This window comes from Streptomyces poriferorum (assembly GCF_019399235.1).
Lineage (GTDB): Bacteria > Actinomycetota > Actinomycetes > Streptomycetales > Streptomycetaceae > Streptomyces > Streptomyces poriferorum.
The window spans coordinates 1-20,891 of the sequence record NZ_JAELVH010000030.1; the positions used below are offsets into that span (position 1 = coordinate 1).

Annotated in this window: 13 protein-coding genes; 7 read left to right on the forward strand and 6 right to left on the reverse strand. The window is 72.9% G+C overall.

Going from position 1 to position 20,891, the window contains the following annotated elements:
• Window positions 1-63 precede the first annotated feature (63 nt).
• The 4 genes from JGS39_RS08395 to yczE form a co-directional block, all read right to left on the reverse strand.
• A complete protein-coding gene (locus JGS39_RS08395) occupies window positions 64-438 on the reverse strand; it encodes an RNA polymerase-binding protein RbpA (RefSeq protein WP_003959706.1) in 375 nt (124 codons plus the stop codon).
• 274 nt (window positions 439-712) lie between these two features.
• Window positions 713-2,086: an MFS transporter gene (locus tag JGS39_RS08400; RefSeq protein WP_219568126.1), complete on the reverse strand. Its 1,374-nt coding sequence runs from the start codon at window positions 2,084-2,086 to the stop codon at window positions 713-715.
• A gap of 43 nt (window positions 2,087-2,129) precedes the next feature.
• Complete coding sequence (locus JGS39_RS08405) at window positions 2,130-2,894, reverse strand: glycerophosphodiester phosphodiesterase family protein (RefSeq protein ID WP_219568127.1); 765 nt, start codon at window positions 2,892-2,894, stop codon at window positions 2,130-2,132.
• The gene (gene yczE / locus JGS39_RS08410; RefSeq protein WP_219568128.1) at window positions 2,891-3,553 is read right to left on the reverse strand and encodes a membrane protein YczE; all 663 of its coding nucleotides are present in this window, start codon (window positions 3,551-3,553) and stop codon (window positions 2,891-2,893) included. The genes JGS39_RS08405 and yczE overlap by 4 nt, the downstream gene beginning before the upstream one ends.
• A gap of 102 nt (window positions 3,554-3,655) precedes the next feature.
• On the opposite strand from yczE, the gene JGS39_RS08415 reads away from it, so the two are divergent.
• A complete protein-coding gene (locus JGS39_RS08415; RefSeq protein ID WP_219568129.1) occupies window positions 3,656-5,155 on the forward strand; it encodes an SCO1417 family PLP biosynthesis transcription factor in 1,500 nt (499 codons plus the stop codon).
• A gap of 59 nt (window positions 5,156-5,214) precedes the next feature.
• On the opposite strand, the gene JGS39_RS08420 is transcribed toward JGS39_RS08415, so the two are convergent.
• Both JGS39_RS08420 and JGS39_RS08425 read right to left on the reverse strand, forming a co-directional pair.
• Window positions 5,215-6,807, reverse strand: coding sequence for a hypothetical protein (locus JGS39_RS08420; RefSeq protein ID WP_219568130.1), 1,593 nt, complete (start codon window positions 6,805-6,807; stop codon window positions 5,215-5,217).
• Between the two features lie 38 nt (window positions 6,808-6,845).
• Window positions 6,846-7,040: a hypothetical protein gene (locus JGS39_RS08425; RefSeq protein WP_018103962.1), complete on the reverse strand. Its 195-nt coding sequence runs from the start codon at window positions 7,038-7,040 to the stop codon at window positions 6,846-6,848.
• Between the two features lie 312 nt (window positions 7,041-7,352).
• On the opposite strand from JGS39_RS08425, the gene JGS39_RS08430 reads away from it, so the two are divergent.
• From JGS39_RS08430 to JGS39_RS08455, 6 genes are all read left to right on the forward strand, one after another.
• A complete protein-coding gene (locus tag JGS39_RS08430; RefSeq protein WP_219568131.1) occupies window positions 7,353-7,745 on the forward strand; it encodes an ankyrin repeat domain-containing protein in 393 nt (130 codons plus the stop codon).
• A gap of 220 nt (window positions 7,746-7,965) precedes the next feature.
• Window positions 7,966-9,387, forward strand: coding sequence for a HEAT repeat domain-containing protein (locus JGS39_RS08435; protein WP_219568132.1), 1,422 nt, complete (start codon window positions 7,966-7,968; stop codon window positions 9,385-9,387).
• 145 nt (window positions 9,388-9,532) lie between these two features.
• Window positions 9,533-13,303 (forward strand): hydantoinase B/oxoprolinase family protein, encoded by a 3,771-nt coding sequence (locus tag JGS39_RS08440; RefSeq protein WP_219568133.1) that lies wholly within the window; start codon window positions 9,533-9,535, stop codon window positions 13,301-13,303.
• 71 nt (window positions 13,304-13,374) lie between these two features.
• The gene (locus JGS39_RS08445) at window positions 13,375-14,901 is read left to right on the forward strand and encodes a hypothetical protein (RefSeq protein WP_219568134.1); all 1,527 of its coding nucleotides are present in this window, start codon (window positions 13,375-13,377) and stop codon (window positions 14,899-14,901) included.
• A gap of 136 nt (window positions 14,902-15,037) precedes the next feature.
• The gene (locus JGS39_RS08450; protein ID WP_219568135.1) at window positions 15,038-15,991 is read left to right on the forward strand and encodes a hypothetical protein; all 954 of its coding nucleotides are present in this window, start codon (window positions 15,038-15,040) and stop codon (window positions 15,989-15,991) included.
• 87 nt (window positions 15,992-16,078) lie between these two features.
• Window positions 16,079-20,881 (forward strand): hypothetical protein, encoded by a 4,803-nt coding sequence (locus JGS39_RS08455; RefSeq protein ID WP_219568136.1) that lies wholly within the window; start codon window positions 16,079-16,081, stop codon window positions 20,879-20,881.
• Window positions 20,882-20,891: the final 10 nt, after the last annotated feature.

Sequence of the window (20,891 nt, forward strand, 5' to 3'; positions counted from 1 at the left end):
GCCGCGGGCCGCGACACACAAGGTGTCGCGGCCCGCGGCTCTGTCTCTATGCGTGCTACGCGGTCAAGCAGACTTCCTGCTGTCCCGCGGATGCACGGCGATATTCATGGCGCCGGAGCGCAGAACCGCCAGCCTCTCGGCCAGCACCTCTTCCAGCTCCTCGCGTGTGCGCCGCTCCATGAGCATGTCCCAGTGCGTGCGCGCAGGCTTGCCCTTCTTCTCCTCGGGGCCATCCCCGTCCACCAGGAGTGCCTGGGCGCCACACGCCTTGCACTCCCACTCCGGCGGAATTTCCGCCTCTACCGAGAACGGCATCTCAAATCGATGTCCGTTCTGGCATGCGTACTCCACCGCCTGGCGCGGGGCCAGATCGATGCCGCGGTCCGTCTCGTAGCTGGTAACCACGAGTCGCGTGCCGCGGAGAGCTCGCTCACTCATGAATCGTGCCTCCCGGGCTTGTCGCCCACAGGACAAATGTCGCTGTCGTCGTCATCCGGTCAACGTCCGGTCGGCGGCAAAGATTCCCGTTGCCGGTCATGCGTCGCCCGTCGTGCCGCTGCATTTTCAGGTTTGCGAGTGTTGAAGTACCCGCCAGTGCCCGGTTTGTCACATCTGGCGGAAGTTGTCACCCAACGGTTTGGATTCTTCCACTCGCAGTAACGGTCCTCCGGGCAGGCCAAAGGCGTACACTACCGGCCTTTCACTTCAACGTCTAAATCCGTTCGGGAACCGGGTTGCCGGCAGCCGCCACGGCCTGCCGTACCGGCACCCTCGCGAGCAGTACGGAACCGACCACGAAGAAGACCACCAACGAGATGATCGCATCCCGATAACTGCCGGTCAGCTGGTACGCGAGCCCGAACACCAGTGGCCCCAGCCAGCTCAGCCCGCGGTCGCTCATCTCGTACGCGGAGAAGTACTCCGCCTCCTTGCCGCGCGGCACCAGATGCGAGTAGAGGGACCGGGACAGCGCCTGGCTGCCACCGAGTACCAGGCCGATCGCCGCGGCCAGCGCGTAGAAGAAGACCGGCGAACCGGCGGGCAGGAAGTAGCCGGCGACGAGGATCAGCGTCCAGACCACGAGTGACCCGAGAATCGTGTGCTTCGCCCCGTACACCCGGGCCATGCGTCCCATGCCGAGCGCCCCGGCGACCGCCAGCACCTGGACCAGCAGTACGGCCGTGATCAGCGTCGTCTGGCTCAGGCCCAGTTCCTCGGAGCCGTACACGGACGCCTGGGAGATGACGGTCTGCACGCCGTCGTTGTAGACGAGGTAGGCCAGCAGGAAGGAGAGCGTGAGCGGGTGGCGGCGCATGTCGCGCAGGGTCGCCCTCAGCTGCCGCCAACCGGATCCGACGGGCTCGGCGCCGGCCCCCTTCGTGTTCCGGTCACGCAGACGGCGCAGCGGAATGATGGTGAAGGCGCCCCACCACACACCGGCCGAGGCGAGACAGATCCGCACGGCGTCCGACTCGGAGAGACCGAAGGAGTCGTGGCCCGTGTAGAGGACCAGGTTGAGAACGAGGACCAGCGCCCCCGACGTGTAGCCGAACGCCCAGCCGCGGGAGGACACCGCGTCGCGTTCGTCGGGCTCCGCGATCTGCGGCAGATAGGCGTTGTAGAGCACCATCGACACGGAGATCGAGGCGTTGGCCACGATGAGCAGGAGGACACCGAGCAGATAGCGGTCCCCGTCCAGGAAGAACATCGCGGCCGTCGCGGTCGCACCCGTGTACGCCGCCGCCGCGAGCAGCGGCTTCTTGCGGCCCGTACGGTCCGCCGCCGCACCCACGATCGGCATCAGGACCACCGCGACGACGAGGGAGGCCGAGACCGCGTACGCGAACAGCGACCCGGCCCGGACCGGCACCCCGAGCGGATGGACGTACCCCTCGGCGTCGGCGGCGGCCTTGGCGACCGACGTCAGATACGGCCCGAGGAACACCGTGAGGACGCTCGTCGAGTAGACCGAGCAGGCGAAGTCGTAGAAGTACCAGCCACGCTGCTCACGGCGCCGCTCGCCGGAGACGTCCGGCCCGGCCGTCCCGTCCGCCGGCTCGGCGGTGTCCGCGGTCTCGGCGCTCATGCGCACCCCTCGTCTCTCCCCGTGAAGACGTCGCCGGCCCGCGTCAGGCCCAGGCCCCCCGCTCGCTCAGCACCGTACGCAGCGTCTCGATGTGATCGGTCATGATGCCATCCACCCCGAGGTCCAGGAGCGCGGTCATCCGCTCCGGTTCGTTGACCGTCCACACGTGCACCTGGAGTCCGCGCGCGTGCGCCTCCCGAACGAAGCGCCGGTCGACGACCCGGACACCGCCCTGACTCTCCGGAACCTGTGCGCAGACCGCACCGGCGCGCAGGGCCGCCGGGATTCCGTACGAGCGCAGCCGCAGCCCCAGGACGCCCCGAACACCGTAGGACGTGGCGAGCCGCGGGCCCGCGAGCCGGTATGCCCTGGCCACCCGGGCCTCGGAGAAGGAGCCGACGCACACCCGGTCCCAGGAGTCCGTCCGGCGGATCAGCTCCACGAGCGGCACGAGGGCCGGCCCGGCCTTGATGTCCACGTTCCAGCGGCCCTCCGGGAACGCCTCCAGCAGCTCCTCGAACAGTGGCAGCGGCTCCCGCCCGGCCACCCGGGCCCGCCGTATCTCGCTCCACGGCAGCTCCGCGATCCGGCCCCGGGAGTCCGTGACCCGGTCCAGCGTGGGGTCGTGGAAGGCGACCAGCCGGCCGTCCGCCGAGGCGTGCACATCGGTCTCGAAGTACCGGTACCCGGCGTCGGCGGCCCGGCGGAACGCGGCCGCCGTGTTCTCGATCCCGTCCGCCGCCCCGCCCCGGTGGGCGAACGCGAGAGGGGCGGGGTGGTCCAGGTAGGGGTGGCGTACGGAAGTCACTGCGGCAGTATGGCCTGCCCGGATGTCCGGGCGGGGACCGTGGTGCCACCGTTGTCCGTGCTCGTGAAGAAGCGCAGGAAGAACTGGGCGAGCGGGCCGATGGCCAGCGCGTACAGGACCGTTCCCGCGCCGAGGGAGCCGCCGAGCAGGAACCCGGTGACCACCACCGCGATCTCGATCGCCGTGCGGACGAACCGGATCGACCGGCCGGTCCGCCGGTGCAGCCCGGTCATCAGCCCGTCGCGCGGTCCGGGACCGAACCGGGCGGCGATGTAGAGGCCGGTCGCCACACCGTTGAGGACGATCCCCGCCACCATCACCCCGGCCCGCGCCACGAGCCCGTGCACCTCGGGGACGAGGGCGAGCGTGCCGTCCATCGCGAGACCGACGGCGAAGACGTTCGACACGGTGCCCAGGCCCGGCCGCTGCCGGAGCGGGATCCAGAGCAGCAGCACGATCGCCCCGATGATGATCGAGACGGCTCCGATGCTGATCCCGGTGTGCTCCGCGAGCCCCTGGTGAAGCACCCCCCAGGGCTCCAGGCCGAGTCCGGCGACGACCAGCAGTGCCGAGCTCGCCCCGTACAGCGCCAGGCCCGCGTAGAGCTGGATCAGCCGCCGGGTGAGGTGAGTCCCGCGCGGAACGGCGGTGATGGACAAGTGGTGCCCCCTGGTGTGGTGGTGGTGGCCTGCTGCATGTCACTCTGTGGCAGGGGATTGGCTGCCAACTATGGCCAATCCGAGGAAGGTGGACTGATTCTCATGGCGCAGTGGACTTCGGCCGTCGGCGCGGCACAGCTTGCCCGGCAACTCCACGCCCAGCAGCCCCGGCCCGCCGGCCCCGGCACCCGCAGGCCGCCCGCCTACCGTGCACTCGCCGACGGCATCCGGCTGCTCGTCCTCGAAGGCCGGGTCCCCGTCGCCGCCCGCCTCCCCGCCGAGCGCGAACTCGCGCTGGCCCTCTCCGTCAGCCGCACGACGGTCGCCGCAGCCTACGAGGCGCTGCGGGCCGAGGGCTTCCTGGAGTCCAGGCGCGGGGCCGGCAGCTGGACGGCGGTCCCCGCGGGCAACCCGCTGCCCGCCCGCGGACTGGAACCGCTGCCGCCCGAGGCGCTCGGATCGATGATCGACCTGGGCTGCGCCTCGCTGCCCGCCCCCGAGCCATGGCTCACCCGGGCCGTCCAGGGCGCCCTGGAGGAACTGACCCCCTACGCCCACACCCACGGCGACTACCCGGCCGGTCTGCCCGCGCTGCGGCAGATGATCGCCGACCGCTACACCGCGAGCGGCATCCCGACGATGCCCGAACAGATCATGGTCACGACCGGGGCGATGGGCGCGATCGATGCGATCTGCCACCTCTTCGCCGGCCGCGGCGAACGGATCGCGGTGGAGTCCCCGAGCTATGCCAACATCCTCCAGCTGATGCGGGAGGCGGGTGCCCGCCTCGTGCCGGTGGCCATGGAGGAGGGGCTCGGCGGCTGGGACATGAACCGGTGGCGCCAGGTGCTGAGGGACGCGGCGCCTCGGCTCGCGTACGTCGTCGCGGACTTCCACAACCCCACCGGCGCCCTGGCCGACGAGGACCGCCGGCGCGCGCTGGTGGACGCCGCGCGTTCGGCCGGCACGGTCCTGGTGGTCGACGAGACGATGCACGAGCTGTATCTGGACGACGACGTGGACATGCCGCGCCGGGTCTGCGCCTTCGACCCCGCCGGCAGCACCGTCCTCACGGTCGGATCGGCCAGCAAGGCCTTCTGGGCGGGCATGCGCATCGGCTGGGTCCGAGCCGCCCCCGACGTGATCCGCAGCCTGGTGGCCGCCCGCGCCTACGCCGACATGGGGACGCCGGTACTCGAACAGCTCGCCGTCAACTGGCTGATGCGTACCGGCGGCTGGGAAGAGGCCGTGCAGATCCGCCGGGAGCAGGCCCGGGACAACCGTGACGCGCTCGTCGCCGCGGTGCGCCGGGAGCTGCCGGACTGGGAGTTCGCCGTGCCGCGTGGCGGGCTGACCCTCTGGGTGCGTACCGGCGGGCTCTCCGGATCGCGGCTCGCGGTGGCCGGGGAGCGGGTCGGGGTGCGGGTGCCGTCCGGGCCCCGGTTCGGGGTCGACGGGGCCTTCGAGGGCTACGTACGGCTGCCGTTCACGGTCGGCGGGCCGGTCGCGGACGAGGCGGCCCAGCGGCTGGCGGCCGCCGCCCAGCTGGTCGGTTCGGGCGCGGGCGCGGGCGCGGAGGCGCCCCGTACGTTCGTCGCCTGACCCCGGCACACGGCGAGGGGCCCGCGGATCCATCCGCGGGCCCCTCGCCGGATGCGGGGTCAGTCGCTGAGCGCCAGGCCCTCTACGGCGACGGACGCCGTCACGGAGTCCGCCATCACGGGTTCGGGCCTGCTCGCCTCGACGGCGGTGCGCCGCTCGGGGAGCAGGTCGAGCACCGCCTGGCGCTGCGCCTCGCTCGTCGCGTCGTCGTACGGATCGGGAGTGGCGGGCACCTGGATGCGCAGCACCCGGCCGGTGCCGAGCCGTGCGTACCCACGGCCGGGCGGGACGTCCGGAGTGGGAGTGGTGTGCGGCTCCAGACCGAGGACGGACTCGATCTGGCCGGGCGAGCACTGGCCGAGCACGACCCGGGCCCTGGTGTGGGACCGGACGGTGTCGCTCAGGCCGTCCAGGCTGTCGAACTGCTCGGTCATCACCACAGTGACGTTGGCGGCCCTGCCGTGGCGCAGGGGCACCTGCAGCAGCTCCTGCGGATCGGGGCCGCCGTCCGCGGCGGCGAGGTGGCCGAGCACGCTCGGCCGGTCCAGCAGGATCCAGAGCGGGCGCCTGATGTCCTCGGGCGCGGCCTGACCGGACTGCCGGGCCCGGTTGGCCTCGATCAGCCGGCGCTCCGTCTCGCTGGCCGCCCATTCCAGGGTGGACAGCGCCCCGGCCAGTCCGCATTCGACGGCCAGGACGCCCTCGCGGCCGGTGAAGCACGCGTACTCGCCGGTGCCGCTGCCTTCGACGATCAGGATGTCGCCCTGCTGGAGCGCCTGGAGAGCGATGGAGCGCAGGAGTGTGGTGGTGCCGCTGCCGGGCTGTCCGGCGATCAGCAGATGCGGTTCGGTGGAGCGTGCGCCGGTCCGCCAGACGACGCCGGGCGCGTCTCGGGTCTCGTCGCCGTCGCTCACCGGCACGGTGCGCTGTACCGCGTCGTCGTCGGTGAACCCGAGGACCGTCTCGCCGGGGGCGGTGACGAAGCGCTGGGCGGTGAGGGTGGTGGGCAGGGCGTCGAGCACGTTCATGAGGAGCTGGTTGCCCTCCTCGTCCCAGCTGAAGAGGTACTCCCGGCCGCGGCCCGACTTGGCGTGCAGCAGCTGCTCGATCCGGGCGCGGGAGGTGGCCTCGCTGTCGGTGAAGTAGGCGGGGTACGTCACACGGAGACTGCTGACCCGGCCGTTGCCGTCGAACTCGTATCCGCTGAAGACCTTGTCCCAGTCGCCGCCGTGGGTGAACAGCGGACTGGGGTCGTCGGCCGTCGAGAAGTACGGCACGAGGGCCTCGTACAGAGCCTGCAGACGCCCGGTCTCCGCCTCGTCCGGGCCGGTCTTGACGGGTGTGCGTTCCCGTCCCTTCCATGCGGCGGCGCCCATCACCGTGACGAGGGCCAGCAGCGGCCCGTACGGGATGAGCGCGACCACGAGTACGCAGGCCGCGACGAGGAACAGCGTGGGACCACGCCGGTCCTTGGGCGTCGCGGCCCACTTCTGCCGTCCTGCACCGGCCAGCAGCCGCAGACCACGAGTGATCATGATCAGCGGATGGAGCACGTCGGTGGCGCTGTCGGCGGCCGTGCGCGCGAACTCTCGACTGCGAGTGATCGAAGCGCTGCCGCTGCTCAGAATGCGGGGGAGTGGTCGCCGGGCCACGTCGGTCTCCTGAAGGGGGTGGGAGCGGTAGCGGAAGGTCAGAACTTGATCCCGCCCAAGAGACCGGCGAGGCTCGCTCCGCCCGCGGTGATGCTCGGTGCGATGGCGGTGCCGGCCAGGTAGAAGCCGAACAGGGCGGTGACGAGGGCGTGTGACGCCTTGAGGCCGTCCTTCCTGAAGAACAGGAAGACGATGATGCCGAGGATGACGACGCCTGACATGGAAAGGATCATGAGTGGTTCTCCTGGTTGGGGGGACAGTCACCATGAGTCCTTCCAAGCTCACCGGAAGTATCTATATGATAAAAGCTGCAATTGGGTGAAAAGTCTGTTTTTTCACTTGACTGGCGTACAAGAGGGCGTCGCCAGACGGGATTTCGGGGCCGGGCCTCTCCTCGTCGTCACTCGACGTGATCTTTTGCCATGGGTGGGCCCGGGCATGTGCGCCCCCGGGCAGTACCCTGTCGATTCACTCGTACGGCCCACGCGGCACACGCCCCGGCAGGCCGGCATCAGCGCAAACGGTTATAGGAAGGCGGTCCCCCGATGAGCGAAACCCCTGATCCCGAGGTGGTCGAGCTGGCGGCCAAGGTCTTCGACCTGGCACGCCACGGCGACGCCGACGCCCTCGCGGCCTACGTCGACGCCGGCGTCCCGGCCAACCTCACCAACGACCGGGGCGACTCGCTGCTGATGCTCGCGGCCTACCACGGGCACGCCCCGGCGGTCGTCGCCCTGGCCGGCCGCGGCGCCGACCCGGACCGCGCCAACGACCGAGGGCAGACACCGCTCGCCGGAGCCGTCTTCAAGGGCGAGGACGCGGTTGTCAAGGCCCTGCTCGACGCGGGAGCCGATCCGGCGGCCGGAACACCCTCCGCACTGGACACGGCGCGCATGTTCGGCAAGGCCGACCTGCTGGAACTCTTCGGCGCCCGCTGAAGGGGCTTCGCCGTAAATGTGGTCGCGGTGGCGAAATGGCTGGGTCATCATGACGTCGCGGGCCCGATTCGGGCCACCGACGAGAGGCAGGGAAGATGGTCTGCACCAGGCAGAAGACGGCGGTCGGCCGATCATGTTGCTGCGCGGTCTAGGGGGCGTTTCGTCCACATGGAACTGCACAGTCCCGGTTGCGTCGACAGCTTGATGTGAGGCTTTTCCCATGTTTGATCCGTTCATAGCGCCGAGCGGCACCCTGCTCGGCCTGCTGCAGAGGGGCCGCGGCGACGGCACGCTCCACGCACTCGCCGCACCACGCCCCGAGGCCCTGGCGGCTCTCAACCACTGCGTCCTGAGCGACCCGCGTCACGACTGGCAGGTGGAGAACCGCTCCCTCTACTACGCACGCCTGTATCTCGACCTCGACGGCGGGATCGAGGAGATCGAACGGCACCTCTGCGACGCCGACGACCACCTCGACACGGACGACTCGCGGACCGGCCTCGCCCTGGCGGTCCTCGGCCACCTCGCCTCGTACGGCCGCGACGACGCCTTGGCTCTGCTGCGGCGCTACGCCGCGACGGGCTCCAACTGGGCCTGGGCCCTGGACGAGCTTGCGCTGCGTGACGACGACGCAGGGCTGCGGTCCCTCGCCGTGCCCGTGCTCGCCCGCTTCCCGGAGAACGCCGAGGGCCGTGCCGAGCTCGCCACCACCGTGCGGGACGCCTACGAGCCCCGTCCCTGGCGGCTCTGGGCCGACGATCCGCGCCCATCGGTGGGCGCCCGGGTGAGGGCGGCCTCCGAACAGGGCTCCTTCGACCGCTGGCAGCGGCAGATGCGGCCGGGCGGTCCGGGCCCCGGCTGGGGCGTACAGGCTGTCTTCGACTGGGCCCAGGAAGGGCTCGACCGGGGCAGCGTCCTGCACGTACCGGCCGCCCGCTGCCTCTCCGCGGTGGCGGGGCCCGAGGACCGGCCCGTGATCGTCGAGGCCGCCCGCAGCGGTTTTGACGGCGCCCGCTGCGCCGCGCTGCACTACCTCGCCGCCGAGGTCCGCGACCCGGTCGTCCTCGACCTGATCGAGGCCGCGACGCTCGGCGCGTCACCGACCGTCGCCGAAGCGGCCGTCGCCGCCTTCGAGCGGATGTGCGGCGAGGCGGCCGTGGAGCGCGCACGCCGCTGGGCCCAGCGGCCCGACGCGCTCGGCGCCTCGGCGGCCGGTGTGCTGGCCTGCCGCGGCGGCGCACAGGACGCCCCGCTCGTCCTCGGCGCCCTGCGGGACGCCGTACGGGGCGAAGGACCGGACGCACCCCGCCTGTGGACCCTGGTCGACGGTGCCGGCCGGCTCGGCATCGCCTGCGCCGCGCCCGTACTGCGTCACGTCTACCGCGAGACGTCCTCCTCCCACCTGCGGGGCAGGGCCGCCCAAGCCCTCGCCGCCACCGACCCTTCCTTCGCCACCGGCTTCGCCGTCGAATGCCTGTGGGACTGCGAGGAGACGACCCGCGAGGTCGCCGCACGCCATGCGGAGACCGGTGACATCAGGGTGGCCGAGCGCCTGCGCAGGCTGGCCGCCGATCCGGCCGAGGAGGCCGAGGTCCAGTCGGCCGTACGCAGCAGGATCGGGCCGGACGCACCGGCGGTCTGACCGCGACGGAACCGCAGCCGGAGCCCGCACGACCGGGAAACCGAAGGAGCGCAGCGCGTCGGGGGCGCGCCGCTCCGCAGAACCCCGGACCGGACCTCCTCGCGTCCTGCGTGCCTCCCGAAGGGCCGCGCGCCACTATGGAGGGATGACCGGACGCTGGGAGTTCTGGATCGACCGAGGCGGTACGTTCACCGATGTGGTGGGCCGGGACCCCGACGGACGGCTGGTCACCCGCAAGCTCCTCTCGCACGACCCGGACCGCTACCGGGACGCCGCCGTCGCAGGGATCCGGCTGCTGCTGGGCCTCGGGCCGGACGACCCGGTCCCCGCCGACCGCGTCGCCGCCGTCAAGATGGGCACCACCGTCGCCACCAACGCCCTGCTGGAGCGGCGCGGTGAACCCACCGTCCTCGTCATCACCGAAGGCTTCCGCGACGCCCTGCGCATCGCGTACCAGAACCGGCCCCGGCTCTTCGACCGCCACATCCTCCTACCGGAGGCCGTGTACGAGCGGGTGATCGAGGTCCCCGGGCGGGTAGACGCCCAGGGGCGGACCGTCAGGCCCCTGGACCGGGCCGCGGTGGCGGAGCGGCTGCGCGAGGCGCGCGACGACGGACTGAGCAGCGCGGCCGTCGTCCTCATGCACGGCTACCGCCACCCGGACCACGAGAAGGCGGTCGCCGCCGAGGCCCGCGCGGCGGGGTTCACCCAGATCAGCTGCTCCCACGAGGTCAGCCCGCTGATCAAACTGGTGCCGCGCGGCGACACCACCGTCGTCGACGCCTACCTCTCACCGATCCTGCGCAGGTACGTCGACACGATCGCGGCCGAACTCGACGGCATCCGGCTGATGTTCATGCAGTCCAACGGAGGCCTGCGCGAGGCCGCCCGCTTCCGGGGCAAGGACGCGGTCCTCTCCGGGCCGGCCGGCGGCGTCGTCGGTATGGCCCGCACCTCCGCGCAGGCCGGTTACGACCGGGTCGTCGGCTTCGACATGGGCGGCACCTCCACCGATGTCTCGCACTACGCGGGCGAGTTCGAACGCGAACTCGGCACCGAGGTGGCGGGTGTGCGGATGCGCGCCCCCATGATGAACATCCACACCGTCGCGGCCGGCGGCGGATCGGTCCTGCACTTCGACGGCCGGCGCTACCGGGTCGGCCCCGACTCGGCCGGAGCGGTGCCGGGCCCGGCCTGCTACCGCAGGGGCGGTCCGCTGACCGTCACCGACGCGCAGGTGATGCTCGGGCGGATCCGGCCGGCCCACTTCCCCGCCGTCTTCGGGCCGGACGGCGATCTGCCCCTCGACGCGGACATCGTGCACAGCCGCTTCGAGGAACTCGCCGATGAGGTCGCACGGGCCACCGGAACCCGCCGTACGGCTGCCGGGACCGCTGCCGGGTTCCTGGAGATCGCCGTGCTCAACATGGCGAACGCGGTCAAGAAGATCTCCGTGCAGCGCGGGCACGACATCACCCGGTACGCCCTCACCGGCTTCGGCGGCGCCGGCGGCCAGCACGTCTGCGCCGTCGCCGACGCTCTCGGCATCGACACGGTCCTCGTACCCCCGCTGGCCGGGCTGCTGTCCGCCTACGGCATCGGGCTGGCCGATGCGACGGCGATGCGCGAGGAGTCCGTCGAGGCGCCGCTCGACCCCTCCGCCCGGGACCGTCTGGGCCAGGTCTGCGACGCGCTGGCCGCCCGAACCCGGGCCGAACTGCGCGCCGACGGCGTCCCCGACCGCGACATCGGCACCCGGGCACACGTACTCCTGCGGTACGAGGGCACGGACGCGAGCCTCTCCGTGGACCTGGACACGGTGGCAGCGATGACCGAGGCGTTCACGGACGAGCACCGCCTACGCTACGGCTTCACGATGGACCGGCCGCTGGTCGTCGAGGCGGTCTCCGTCGAGGCGACCGGTGCGGCGGGGGAGCATGCCGCACCGCGACCGTCCGGACCGGAGCGCGGCGGGGCCACCGCTCCGCAACCCCACGACACCGCACGGATGTTCGCCGGGGACAGCTGGCAGGATGCCCCCCTTCACCGCCGGGCGGACCTGCGGACCACGGACACCGTGGCAGGCCCGGCCGTCATCGCCGAGGACGGCGCGACCACCGTCGTCGACCCCGGCTGGCAGGCCGCCCTCGCCCCCTCCGGCCATCTGATCCTGACCCGCGCACGCCCGCGCCCCGCGAAACAGGCCGTCGGCACCCGGGTCGACCCGGTCATGCTGGAGGTCTTCAACAACCTCTTCATGTCCATCGCCGAGCAGATGGGCGTGCGCCTGGAGAACACCGCCCACTCCGTCAACATCAAGGAGCGGCTCGACTTCTCCTGCGCCCTCTTCGACGCGGACGGCAACCTGATCGCCAACGCACCGCACATCCCGGTGCACCTCGGCTCCATGGGGGAGTCCATCAGGGAAGTGCTGAGCCGCAACCACGGCACGATGCGGCCCGGCGACGTGTACGCCATCAACGATCCGTACCACGGCGGCACACATCTGCCCGACGTGACCGTCGTGACGCCGGTGTTCGACGAGCGGGACGGCGTCCCTGACGCGCTGAGGTTCCTGGTGGCCTCGCGCGGTCACCACGCCGAGATCGGCGGCATCACGCCCGGCTCCATGCCGGCCTTCAGCCGCACCGTCGACGAGGAGGGCGTGCTCTTCGACAACTGGCTCCTGGTACGCGACGGCACGTTCCGCGAGGCCGCGACCCGCGAGCTGCTCGGCTCCGCCGCGTACCCCTCCCGCGCCCCGGACACCAACCTCGCCGACCTGCGCGCCCAGATCGCCGCCAACGAGAAGGGCATCGCCGAACTGCGCCGCATGGTCGAGCAGTTCGGCCCCGACGTCGTCGATGCCTACATGGGCCATGTGCAGGACAACGCCGAGGAGTCCGTGCGCCGCATCATCGCCGGGCTCCACGACGGCCACTACCGGTACGAGACCGACAACGGGGCCGTGATCGAGGTGACGCTGACCGTGGACCGGGAGGCCCGCAGCGCGCTCGTCGACTTCACCGGCACCTCCCCGCAGCAGCCGGGCAACTTCAACGCGCCGAAGTCGGTGGTCATGGCCGCCGTGCTGTACGTGTTCCGGACCCTGGTGGCCGACGACATCCCGCTCAACAGCGGCTGCCTCACGCCCGTGGACATCAGGGTTCCGGAAGGCTCGATGCTGGCACCCGTTTACCCCGCGGCCACGGTCGCCGGGAACGTGGAGACCTCGCAGGCCGTCACGGGAGCGCTGTACGCCGCGCTGGGCATCCAGGCCGAGGGCTCGGGCACCATGAACAACCTCACGTTCGGCAACGAACGGGTGCAGTACTACGAGACCGTGGCGAGCGGCTCGGGCGCGGGGGAGGACTTCGACGGCACCGACGCCGTGCAGACGCACATGACCAATTCGCGGCTCACCGATCCGGAGATCCTCGAATGGCGCTATCCGGTACTGCTCGAGAGCTTCCGGGTGCGCGAGGCGAGCGGGGGAGCGGGCCGCCGGCACGGCGGATGCGGCGTGGAACGCCGGATCCGATTCCTCGAACCCGTCACGGTGGCCCTGCTCACCGGGCACCGCCGCGTCCCGCCGTACGGCATGGCGGGTGGCGCCCCGGGCGCCCTGGGCAGCCAGCACGTCGAACGCGCCGACGGCGGCCGCACTCCGCTGAAGGGCTGCGACACCGCCGAGTTGGACGCCGGGGACGTACTGGTCCTGCGCACCCCGGGCGGCGGTGGGTACGGAGCGCCGGACACGACCGGTGACCGGGGCGTTGGAGGGCCGCGTGGCGGTGGGTACGGAGCCTCGGACACGACCGGTGACCGGGGCCCCGGAGGCCGGTGCGAAGGCGGATACGGAGCGCCGGACACGACCGGCGACCGGAGCCCTGGAGACGCCCGCGGCGGGGCATGACCGACTCGGGGCAAGCGGCCGCTTCTGCGCCGTTTCGACCGTTGTCAGTCCGAGGACCTAATCTGTGCAGCGTGACTTCGCCTGCCTACACGGAAAACGCTGCGCCCCAGCTCAGCGCGGGGCCGCGGCCCGCACCGGGCCCGGCCGCCGACGAGGGGCTCTCGCGACGGCTGCGCGCGCTCGCCTGCACGGCGCCGCTGCACGACCTCGACGTGCGCAAGGCGAACCTCGCCGGTGAGTACACCGTGTACGCGATGGCCGAGGTCGCCCTCGCGGCCATCGACCACGTCACCCTCAACATGGACTTCGACACCGGGGCCGACCACGACCAGATAGTGGCCAGACTGCTGCCCCGCGTCGCCGCCCAGGCCCCGGGCCGCCCCGTCGCCGAGCACGAACGGGTCGCCCGCTGGGTGCTGGAGAACCTGATCAACGTCGGCAGTGTGGACCGCGGCTTCCGGGCGGTCTACGGCACCTTCGGACCGGACGGCGTCTACGTCCGCCGGGACTACGACTTCAAGCTGATCGAGGAGGTCCCCGGATACGGCGGCAGCGTCTACCTGCGGGCCACCGACGAAGCGGTCAACGTCCTGGTCGGCGCGCTCGACACGGACGTCACCAGCGCCCAGATCGCCGCCGAGGTGAAACTGGAGGTCCTGATCAGCCGGGGCCGCCTCGCCGACGCCCAGCTCGCCGCCGAGCAGGCCCGCTACCGGACCGTGCAGTACGCGGAGACGCTCCGCAAGACGCTCGACGCGACCCGGCGCAACGTCCGCGCGGTCGACTGGCTCAACGCCGTGCCCGACATGATCGCCGAGGCACTCGACCACGTCGCCGACCGCTACCGCCACGAGAACGCCATCCTCACCAACATCCGCAAGGCCCGGGACGAGGCCGAGGAACCCGAGCACAAGAGGCGCGCCGCCGAGCTCGTCGACATCGTCAAGGACTGCATCCGCCGCCACACCCAGCTCCAGTCCCGCCTCCTGGAGGCCGGACCGCTGTTCCGCGCCGAGCAGGACCGTCAGGCCTTCGCCGCACCGGCCGCCCGCACCGGCCTCGACCTCTACGGCCAGCTCCTGGCCCCGCTGCTGCCGCTCCCCGTCGAGCAGGGGATCCGGGCCACCGACGCGTTCTTCGCCCGGGGGACGGGCCTGCGCACGCCCACCTCGGTGCGGATGGGCGACCTGGTCGACATGCTGCTCACCCCGCCGCTCGAACGGGAACACCTGGGCGCCCAGATGCCCGAACCCGATCTGATCGCCACCCCGGACGACAGCCGGTTCAGCGAGGAGCAGCTGGCGTCGGCCATGGAACTGCTCGACCTGGAGCACGACGCCCCGCGCCGCCTCTCCGGTCTCCTGGCCGAGGCCCGGCGGCGCGACGCGGAACTGCCCTACCTGGTCGCCCTGCTCGCGGTGCACGCCGCCAGCCCTCCGGTCGGCACCGCCTACCGCCAGGGTGAGCGCCGCCTGCTGTTCTCCGTCGACGACGGCACCCAGCTCGACGACCCCGAGTTCGGCGGCGCCGACCTGATCGTGGGCATGGCCCTGCTGGACGCCGTGGGCATGGCGGCGGACCGCTCGGAGGCGACATGAGGACGCTTCGCACGGCGGCCGCCCGCGCGAGAACCGGCCCTTCGAGAACCGCCCCCGCCAGAACCGGCGCCACAGCCGCACGTGCCCGGGCAGGCCACCCCGTACCGAAGACCTTCCGCAACGAGGAGCGACCGTCGTGAGCGACCACCGCGCAGAGCACACCGACGCGTGGAGCGACCCGGCCGTGCACCCGACCGCCGCACACCCGGCCGACCGGTCGGCGTCCGGGTACCCCGCCGAGCGCCCGGCGGCACCCGCCGCCCCTGCCGCGGTCACCCCGGCGGACGCGGCGGACGCCTCCCGGCTCGTCGCCTTCGGGCTCCAGCCGAAACTGCTGCCCGCCCGCGACGCCGAGTATGCCGAACTGCTCCGCCGCTACCGGGAGGAGCCCGCCTTCGCCCGGCTCGCCGACGCCGTGGCCACCGGCCTCGGCCTCGTCGTGCTGGAGGTGTCCACCAGGGCCGGGATGGCCGTCACGGCGGGCGAGGACTCGGTCTTCGCCGTGCGCATGGGCGACTACGCCCGGCGGGCCTCCTCGGACTCCGCCGACCGCTTCCTCCACGGCCTCGCGCACCTCGCCGTCGCCGCCATGGCCTTCCCGCGGCCCGAGGACCTCGCCGACGACGCGTACATCGGCCGGATCACCGTCAACGGCGTCGACGCCTTCGTACGTCAGGCGTGCCACCGCCTGGAGGAGCGCGCGGACGAACACGGCGACAACACCGACCCGGCCAGTGACGCCCCCGGTCTGGAGGCGGGCTGGCGCGTCTACTCCCGGCGCAGCGCCACCGGAGCGACGAAGGACGCACGGCGGCTGGCCGGATCCACCACCGGCATCGTCGGCAAGGCCGTGGCCTTCCTCACCGACTCCGGCTTCCTCCAGCGCACCGGGGACGACGCCGGAGGCGCCTTCCGGACCACGGCCCGCTACCAGCTCCAGGTCCGCGACATGGCGGGAAGCGCGGCCCTGGCCGAGCTCCTGGAACTCGGTGTGGTGCCGGTCACCGACGGATCCGCCACGCTGCTCCCGCCACCCGACCCCGACGACCTGGAACTGGCGGCCGACGCCGGCCTGCCGTTCCACAGCTGACCGGCCCACCCCCGCCGGGGCCGGCCACAGACCGGCCCCGCCACCGACGTCACCCTCCCGCTGCCTGAACGACGAGAGTCCGCCGCCATGTACGAGCTGTCCCGGGTCCGCCTCTACTCCATCGGGCCTGCCGGCGCGCGCTACGCCGACACCGTGCTCGACCTGCGCGGCGTCGGTGAGCCCGTGCCCCACCCCGCACCGGCACAGGCGGAGTTCTTCGAGGACGAACCGGTCGGTCCGCCGCGCCGGCCCGCCCCCGCCGGGGTGCTCTTCCTGGAGAACGGCGGCGGCAAGTCCGTCCTGCTGAAGCTGATCTTCTCGGTGATGCTGCCCGGCCACCGCAACACCCTGGGCGGCGCCAGCTCGGGCGTCCTGCGCAAGTTCCTGCTCGCGGAGGACTGCGGACACGTCGCGCTGGAATGGCAGCACACGCTGACCGGTGAATGCGTGGTCGTCGGCAAGGTCAGCGAGTGGCGCGGGCGCCAGGTCTCCAACGACCCCAGGAAGTTCGCCGAGGCCTGGTACTCCTTCCGCCCCGGCCCGGGACTCAGTCTCGACTCGCTGCCCGTCGCCGAGGCCACCTCGGTCGGCCGCCCCGCCGAAGGCGTCTCCGGAGCGCGCGGCAGGCGCCGCACCATGAAGGGTTTCCGCGACGCGCTCACCGAGGCGGGCAAGTTCTACCAGCACCTCGACGTGCACTGGGAAGAGATCCACGACCGCTGGAACGAGCACCTCGGCGAACTCGGCCTGGACCCCGAACTCTTCCGCTACCAGCGCGAGATGAACGCCGACGAGGGCGAGGCGGCCGGCCTCTTCGCGGTGAAGAAGGACTCCGACTTCACCGACCTGCTGCTGCGCGCCGTCACCGACACCCGTGACACCGACGGACTCGCCGACCTCGTCAGCGGCTTCGGCAACAAGCTGGGCCGCCGCGCCGAACTCACCGCCGAGCGCGACTTCACCGCCGGTTCCGTCGACCTGCTCGGCCGCATCGTGGAGGCCGCCGAAGCGCGGGCCAGGACCCGCGACATCCACGCCGGTGCCGAGCGCCGCACCCGCACCCTGGCCCGCCGGCTCTCCGCCCGCGCCGGTCTGGAGCGCGGCCGGACCGGGGAGCTCGCCCAGCAGGTCACCGGCGCCGCCCACACCGTCACCGGTGCCGAGGAGACCCGCGGCCGCAGTGCCCTCATCGCCGCCGAACTCGCCTACCGGCACGCCTCCCTGGCGCTGACCGCGGCCGAGAGGAGCGCCGCCGCCCAGCGCCGCGAGCTGGGCGACGCCCGCACCCTGCACTCCGCCTGGCAGGCCGCCGAGGCCGTGCTCCGCCACCGCGCCGCCGCGGACCGCTCCGCCCGGGTGGCCGTCGCCATCCGCGAGGCCGAGCGCGATGCCGCACCGGCCCTGGCCGCCCGGGCCACCGCCGCCGCCGATCTCGTACGGGCCCTCCACACCGCCGCCGAAGCGGGCGAGAACGTGGCCAACGAGGAGGAGGAGCGCTCCGACACCCTCCAGACCGCGGGCGAGGCCGCCCACCGGGACGCCACCACCGCCGCCACCGAGGCCCAGCGCGCCCGCAGCGAGGCCGGCCATCTGCGCCAGCGCCTCGCCGAGGTGGAGCAGGAGACCGCCGAGGCCGTCCGGGCGGGCTGGCTCGATGACACCGCGCCCAACGCGGACCCGGCCCGCGCCGCGCTCGCCGCGAACGACGCCGAGCACTCCGCGGTGGCCGCCTGGGACACCGCCCGCGACGCGGCCGGGGCAGCCGCGGACCGGTCCCGGCAGGCCGCCGCCGACGAGAGCCGGACCGAACTCGCCGCCGCCCGCGCCGCCGACGGCGCACGTGCCGCGGAGCAGGCCTACGAGGCCGAGCTCAGGGCCGCCGAGTCCATCGCCGCCGAACACCGCCTCGCCGACCTCCTGGGCCTGCCCACCGCCGGCGGCGTTCCCCGGCCCCGGCAGAGCACGCCGGGCGCACAGGACGGCGCCGACGACCAGCGGCACGAAGAGGGCCACGAGCCGGGGACCTCCGCGGACGGGGCCGAACCGGCCGCGCACGGAACCCGCGCCACCGCACAGCCCAGGCCGGCCGAACAGCCCCTCACCGCAGACGAGTTCGACCGCAACGCGGAGGAGCTGAGGGACCTCCTCGACCAAGGCGTGGCCGCAGCCGAGCGACGCCTGTTCGAACTGCGCACCGCGGCCGCCGACGACTCCCGCATCCTGGGCGCGCTCGGCGACGGCGGACTGCTGCCGCCAGGACCCGATGTGCTCGCCACCGTCGAATACCTCGGCGAACACGGCATTCCGGCACTGCCCGGCTGGCGCTACCTCGCCCAGGCCGTCGACCCCGCCGACCACGCCGCCGTGCTCGCGGCCCGCCCCGAACTCGTCGACGGCGTCGTCATCACGGACCCGGACGCCCACTCCCGAGCCCGTGAGGTGCTCGGCGCCGCCGCCCTGCTGCCGCGCTCAGCCGTGGCCGTGGGCACCGCAGCCGCGCTCCTCGCTCCCGTACCGGACCCCACCGCCGGAGCCGCCGCGAGCGCCGACGGGGTCTTCCTCGTCCCGCCGAACCCGGCGATGCACGACGAGCACGCCGCCGACGAGGAACGGCAGGCGCTCAGGAGCCGGACCGCGGCCCGCGACGAGGACATCCGCACGCTGGCGGCCCGCCTCACCGGTGACCGCGCGCTCGCCGCCCGGATCGGCTCCTGGCGCGCGGACTGCCCGCCCGGCATGCTCGCCGAACTCGCCGAAGCCGCCCGCACCGCCCGTGCGGCCGCCGCGACGGCCGAGGCCGCTCTCGCCGAGGCCCGTACCGTGCGGGCCGAGGCAGACGAGGCGGCGGCGGACACCGCCCGCGTCCGGGAGGAACGCCAGGAGGCCGCCCAGCGCGCCCGCCGCGCCGCCGACGCACTCGCCGGACTCGCCTTCCGGCTCCGCGAACGGGCGGGCTGGCAGGTGAAGCTGCGCGAACTGGTCGACGAGGCGGCGGAGTCCGAGGCCCGCGCCACCGTCTGCCTGGAGCGGGCCCGCGCCGCCGACGAGGACCGCAGGGCCGCCCAGCGCGCGGCAGACGACGCCCGACGCACCGCCCGCGCCCTGCGCGCCGAACGGGCCGAGATCGCCGGCGCCCCCGAACACCTCCCCGAGCCGGAGCCGGGCGCCCCGCGGCACACCCTGCCGGCCCTGCGTGAGGCCTACCGGGCCGCGTCCCAGCTGTACGAGAAGGTCGGCGTCGGCGCCGACCTGCGCGCCGAGCAGGCGCGCGCGGAGAGCGACGAGAGCGCCGCGCTCGCCGAACTCGACCGGCTTACCAACAAGGTCCGCACCCGGGCCGCGCAGCTCCTGGAAAGCACGGACGGCGCCGACGGGCCCTCCCGGCAGGCCGCCGCGGCCCGCGCCGAGTCCCTGGTCCAGCTCCTGGAAACACGCGCCTCCGCCGCCAGCGAGCAGCTCGGCCGGCTGCGCGGCGAGGCCGAGCGGCTGGCCCCGGCCGACGGTGAGAGCCTGCACACCGAACTCGCCGGCGATCAGGTGCCCGCCGACGCCGAACAGGCGCAGGCGCTGCTGCGTACCGCGACGGCCGAGCTCGCCGCCGCGACCGCCGCCCTGGACACCGCCCGCGCCGCCCATGCCGAGCTCCTGCACGCCCATCGGACCGCAGAGGACTCGGCGGGCGGCTTCGACGAGACCGCGGCCCTGCTGCGCGACCTCCTGCGGGACCACGGCGCCGAAGAGGACCCCGAGACCCCCGAGCCGTACCCCGGCAGCCTGGAGGAGGCCCGGCAGTCCGCGGCGGAGGCCCGCCGTTCACTGCGCGGCTGCGCCGCCGACCTGTCCACCGCGGAAGCGGCCGTACGGGAGGCGAGCGACGTACTCGTCCGGCACGCCAACGCCACCCGCTACGAACAGGTCCGCACCCCGGCCCGCCAGCAGATCCGCGAACTCCCGGCCGCGGCCCTGCCCGAGCACGCGCAGAAGTGGGCGACGGCGTTCGCGCCCCGGCTGCGGGTCCTCACCGACGAACTGGCCCAGCTGGAGCGCAACCGCGACTCCATCGTCGACCGGCTGCGCGGCCTGGTGGACTCCGCGCTGACCACGCTCCGTTCCGCCCAGCGGCTCTCCCGGCTCCCCGAGGGCCTGGGCGAGTGGTCCGGCCAGGAGTTCCTCCGTATCCGCTTCGAGGAACCCGACCAGGCCACGCTCACCGACCGGCTCGGCGACGTCATCGACGAGGCCACCAAGGCGGCGCTGAAGAAGAACTCCGACCTGCGACGCGACGGAATGTCCCTGCTGCTGCGAGGCGTGCAGGCGGCGCTGGAGCCCCGTGGCATCGCCGTCGAGATCCTCAAGCCGGACGCGGTGCTGCGCGCCGAGCGGGTGCCGGTCGGACAGATGGGCGACGTCTTCTCCGGTGGCCAGCTGCTCACGGCCGCCATCGCCCTGTACTGCACGATGGCCGCCCTGCGAAGCAACGACCGGGGCCGCGACCGGCACCAGCACCGCCACGCCGGGACGCTGTTCCTCGACAACCCCATCGGCCGCGCCAACGCCACGTATCTGCTGGAGCTGCAGCGTGCGGTCTCCGATGCGCTCGGCGTCCAGCTGCTCTACACCACAGGCCTTTTCGATACGACGGCGCTGGCGGAATTCCCGCTGGTGATCAGGTTGCGCAATGACGCCGACCTGAGGGCCGGACTGAAGTACATCAGCGTCGAGGAGCATCTGCGCCCCGGACTGCCCCAACAGGACCCGGGCACCGAGACCGTGCACGGAGAGATCACCGCCACCCGCATGTTCAAGCGGTCCGCGCCGGCGCCGGACGTACCGGCGGCCCTGACCGAGGGCGAACCCCGCACCACGGCGAACCTCGACACGGCCCCGTAGGGCCTGTGTG

What these genes read in the sequence shown, in the direction of transcription:
- JGS39_RS08395 (WP_003959706.1), bottom strand. Translation starts at nt 438, where the DNA reads ATGAGTGAGCGAGCTCTCCGCGGCACGCGACTCGTGGTTACCAGCTAC.
- JGS39_RS08400 (WP_219568126.1), bottom strand. Translation starts at nt 2,086, where the DNA reads ATGAGCGCCGAGACCGCGGACACCGCCGAGCCGGCGGACGGGACGGCC.
- JGS39_RS08415 (WP_219568129.1), top strand. Translation starts at nt 3,656, where the DNA reads ATGGCGCAGTGGACTTCGGCCGTCGGCGCGGCACAGCTTGCCCGGCAA.
- JGS39_RS08425 (WP_018103962.1), bottom strand. Translation starts at nt 7,040, where the DNA reads ATGATCCTTTCCATGTCAGGCGTCGTCATCCTCGGCATCATCGTCTTC.
- JGS39_RS08430 (WP_219568131.1), top strand. Translation starts at nt 7,353, where the DNA reads ATGAGCGAAACCCCTGATCCCGAGGTGGTCGAGCTGGCGGCCAAGGTC.
- JGS39_RS08435 (WP_219568132.1), top strand. Translation starts at nt 7,966, where the DNA reads ATGTTTGATCCGTTCATAGCGCCGAGCGGCACCCTGCTCGGCCTGCTG.
- JGS39_RS08440 (WP_219568133.1), top strand. Translation starts at nt 9,533, where the DNA reads ATGACCGGACGCTGGGAGTTCTGGATCGACCGAGGCGGTACGTTCACC.
- JGS39_RS08455 (WP_219568136.1), top strand. Translation starts at nt 16,079, where the DNA reads ATGTACGAGCTGTCCCGGGTCCGCCTCTACTCCATCGGGCCTGCCGGC.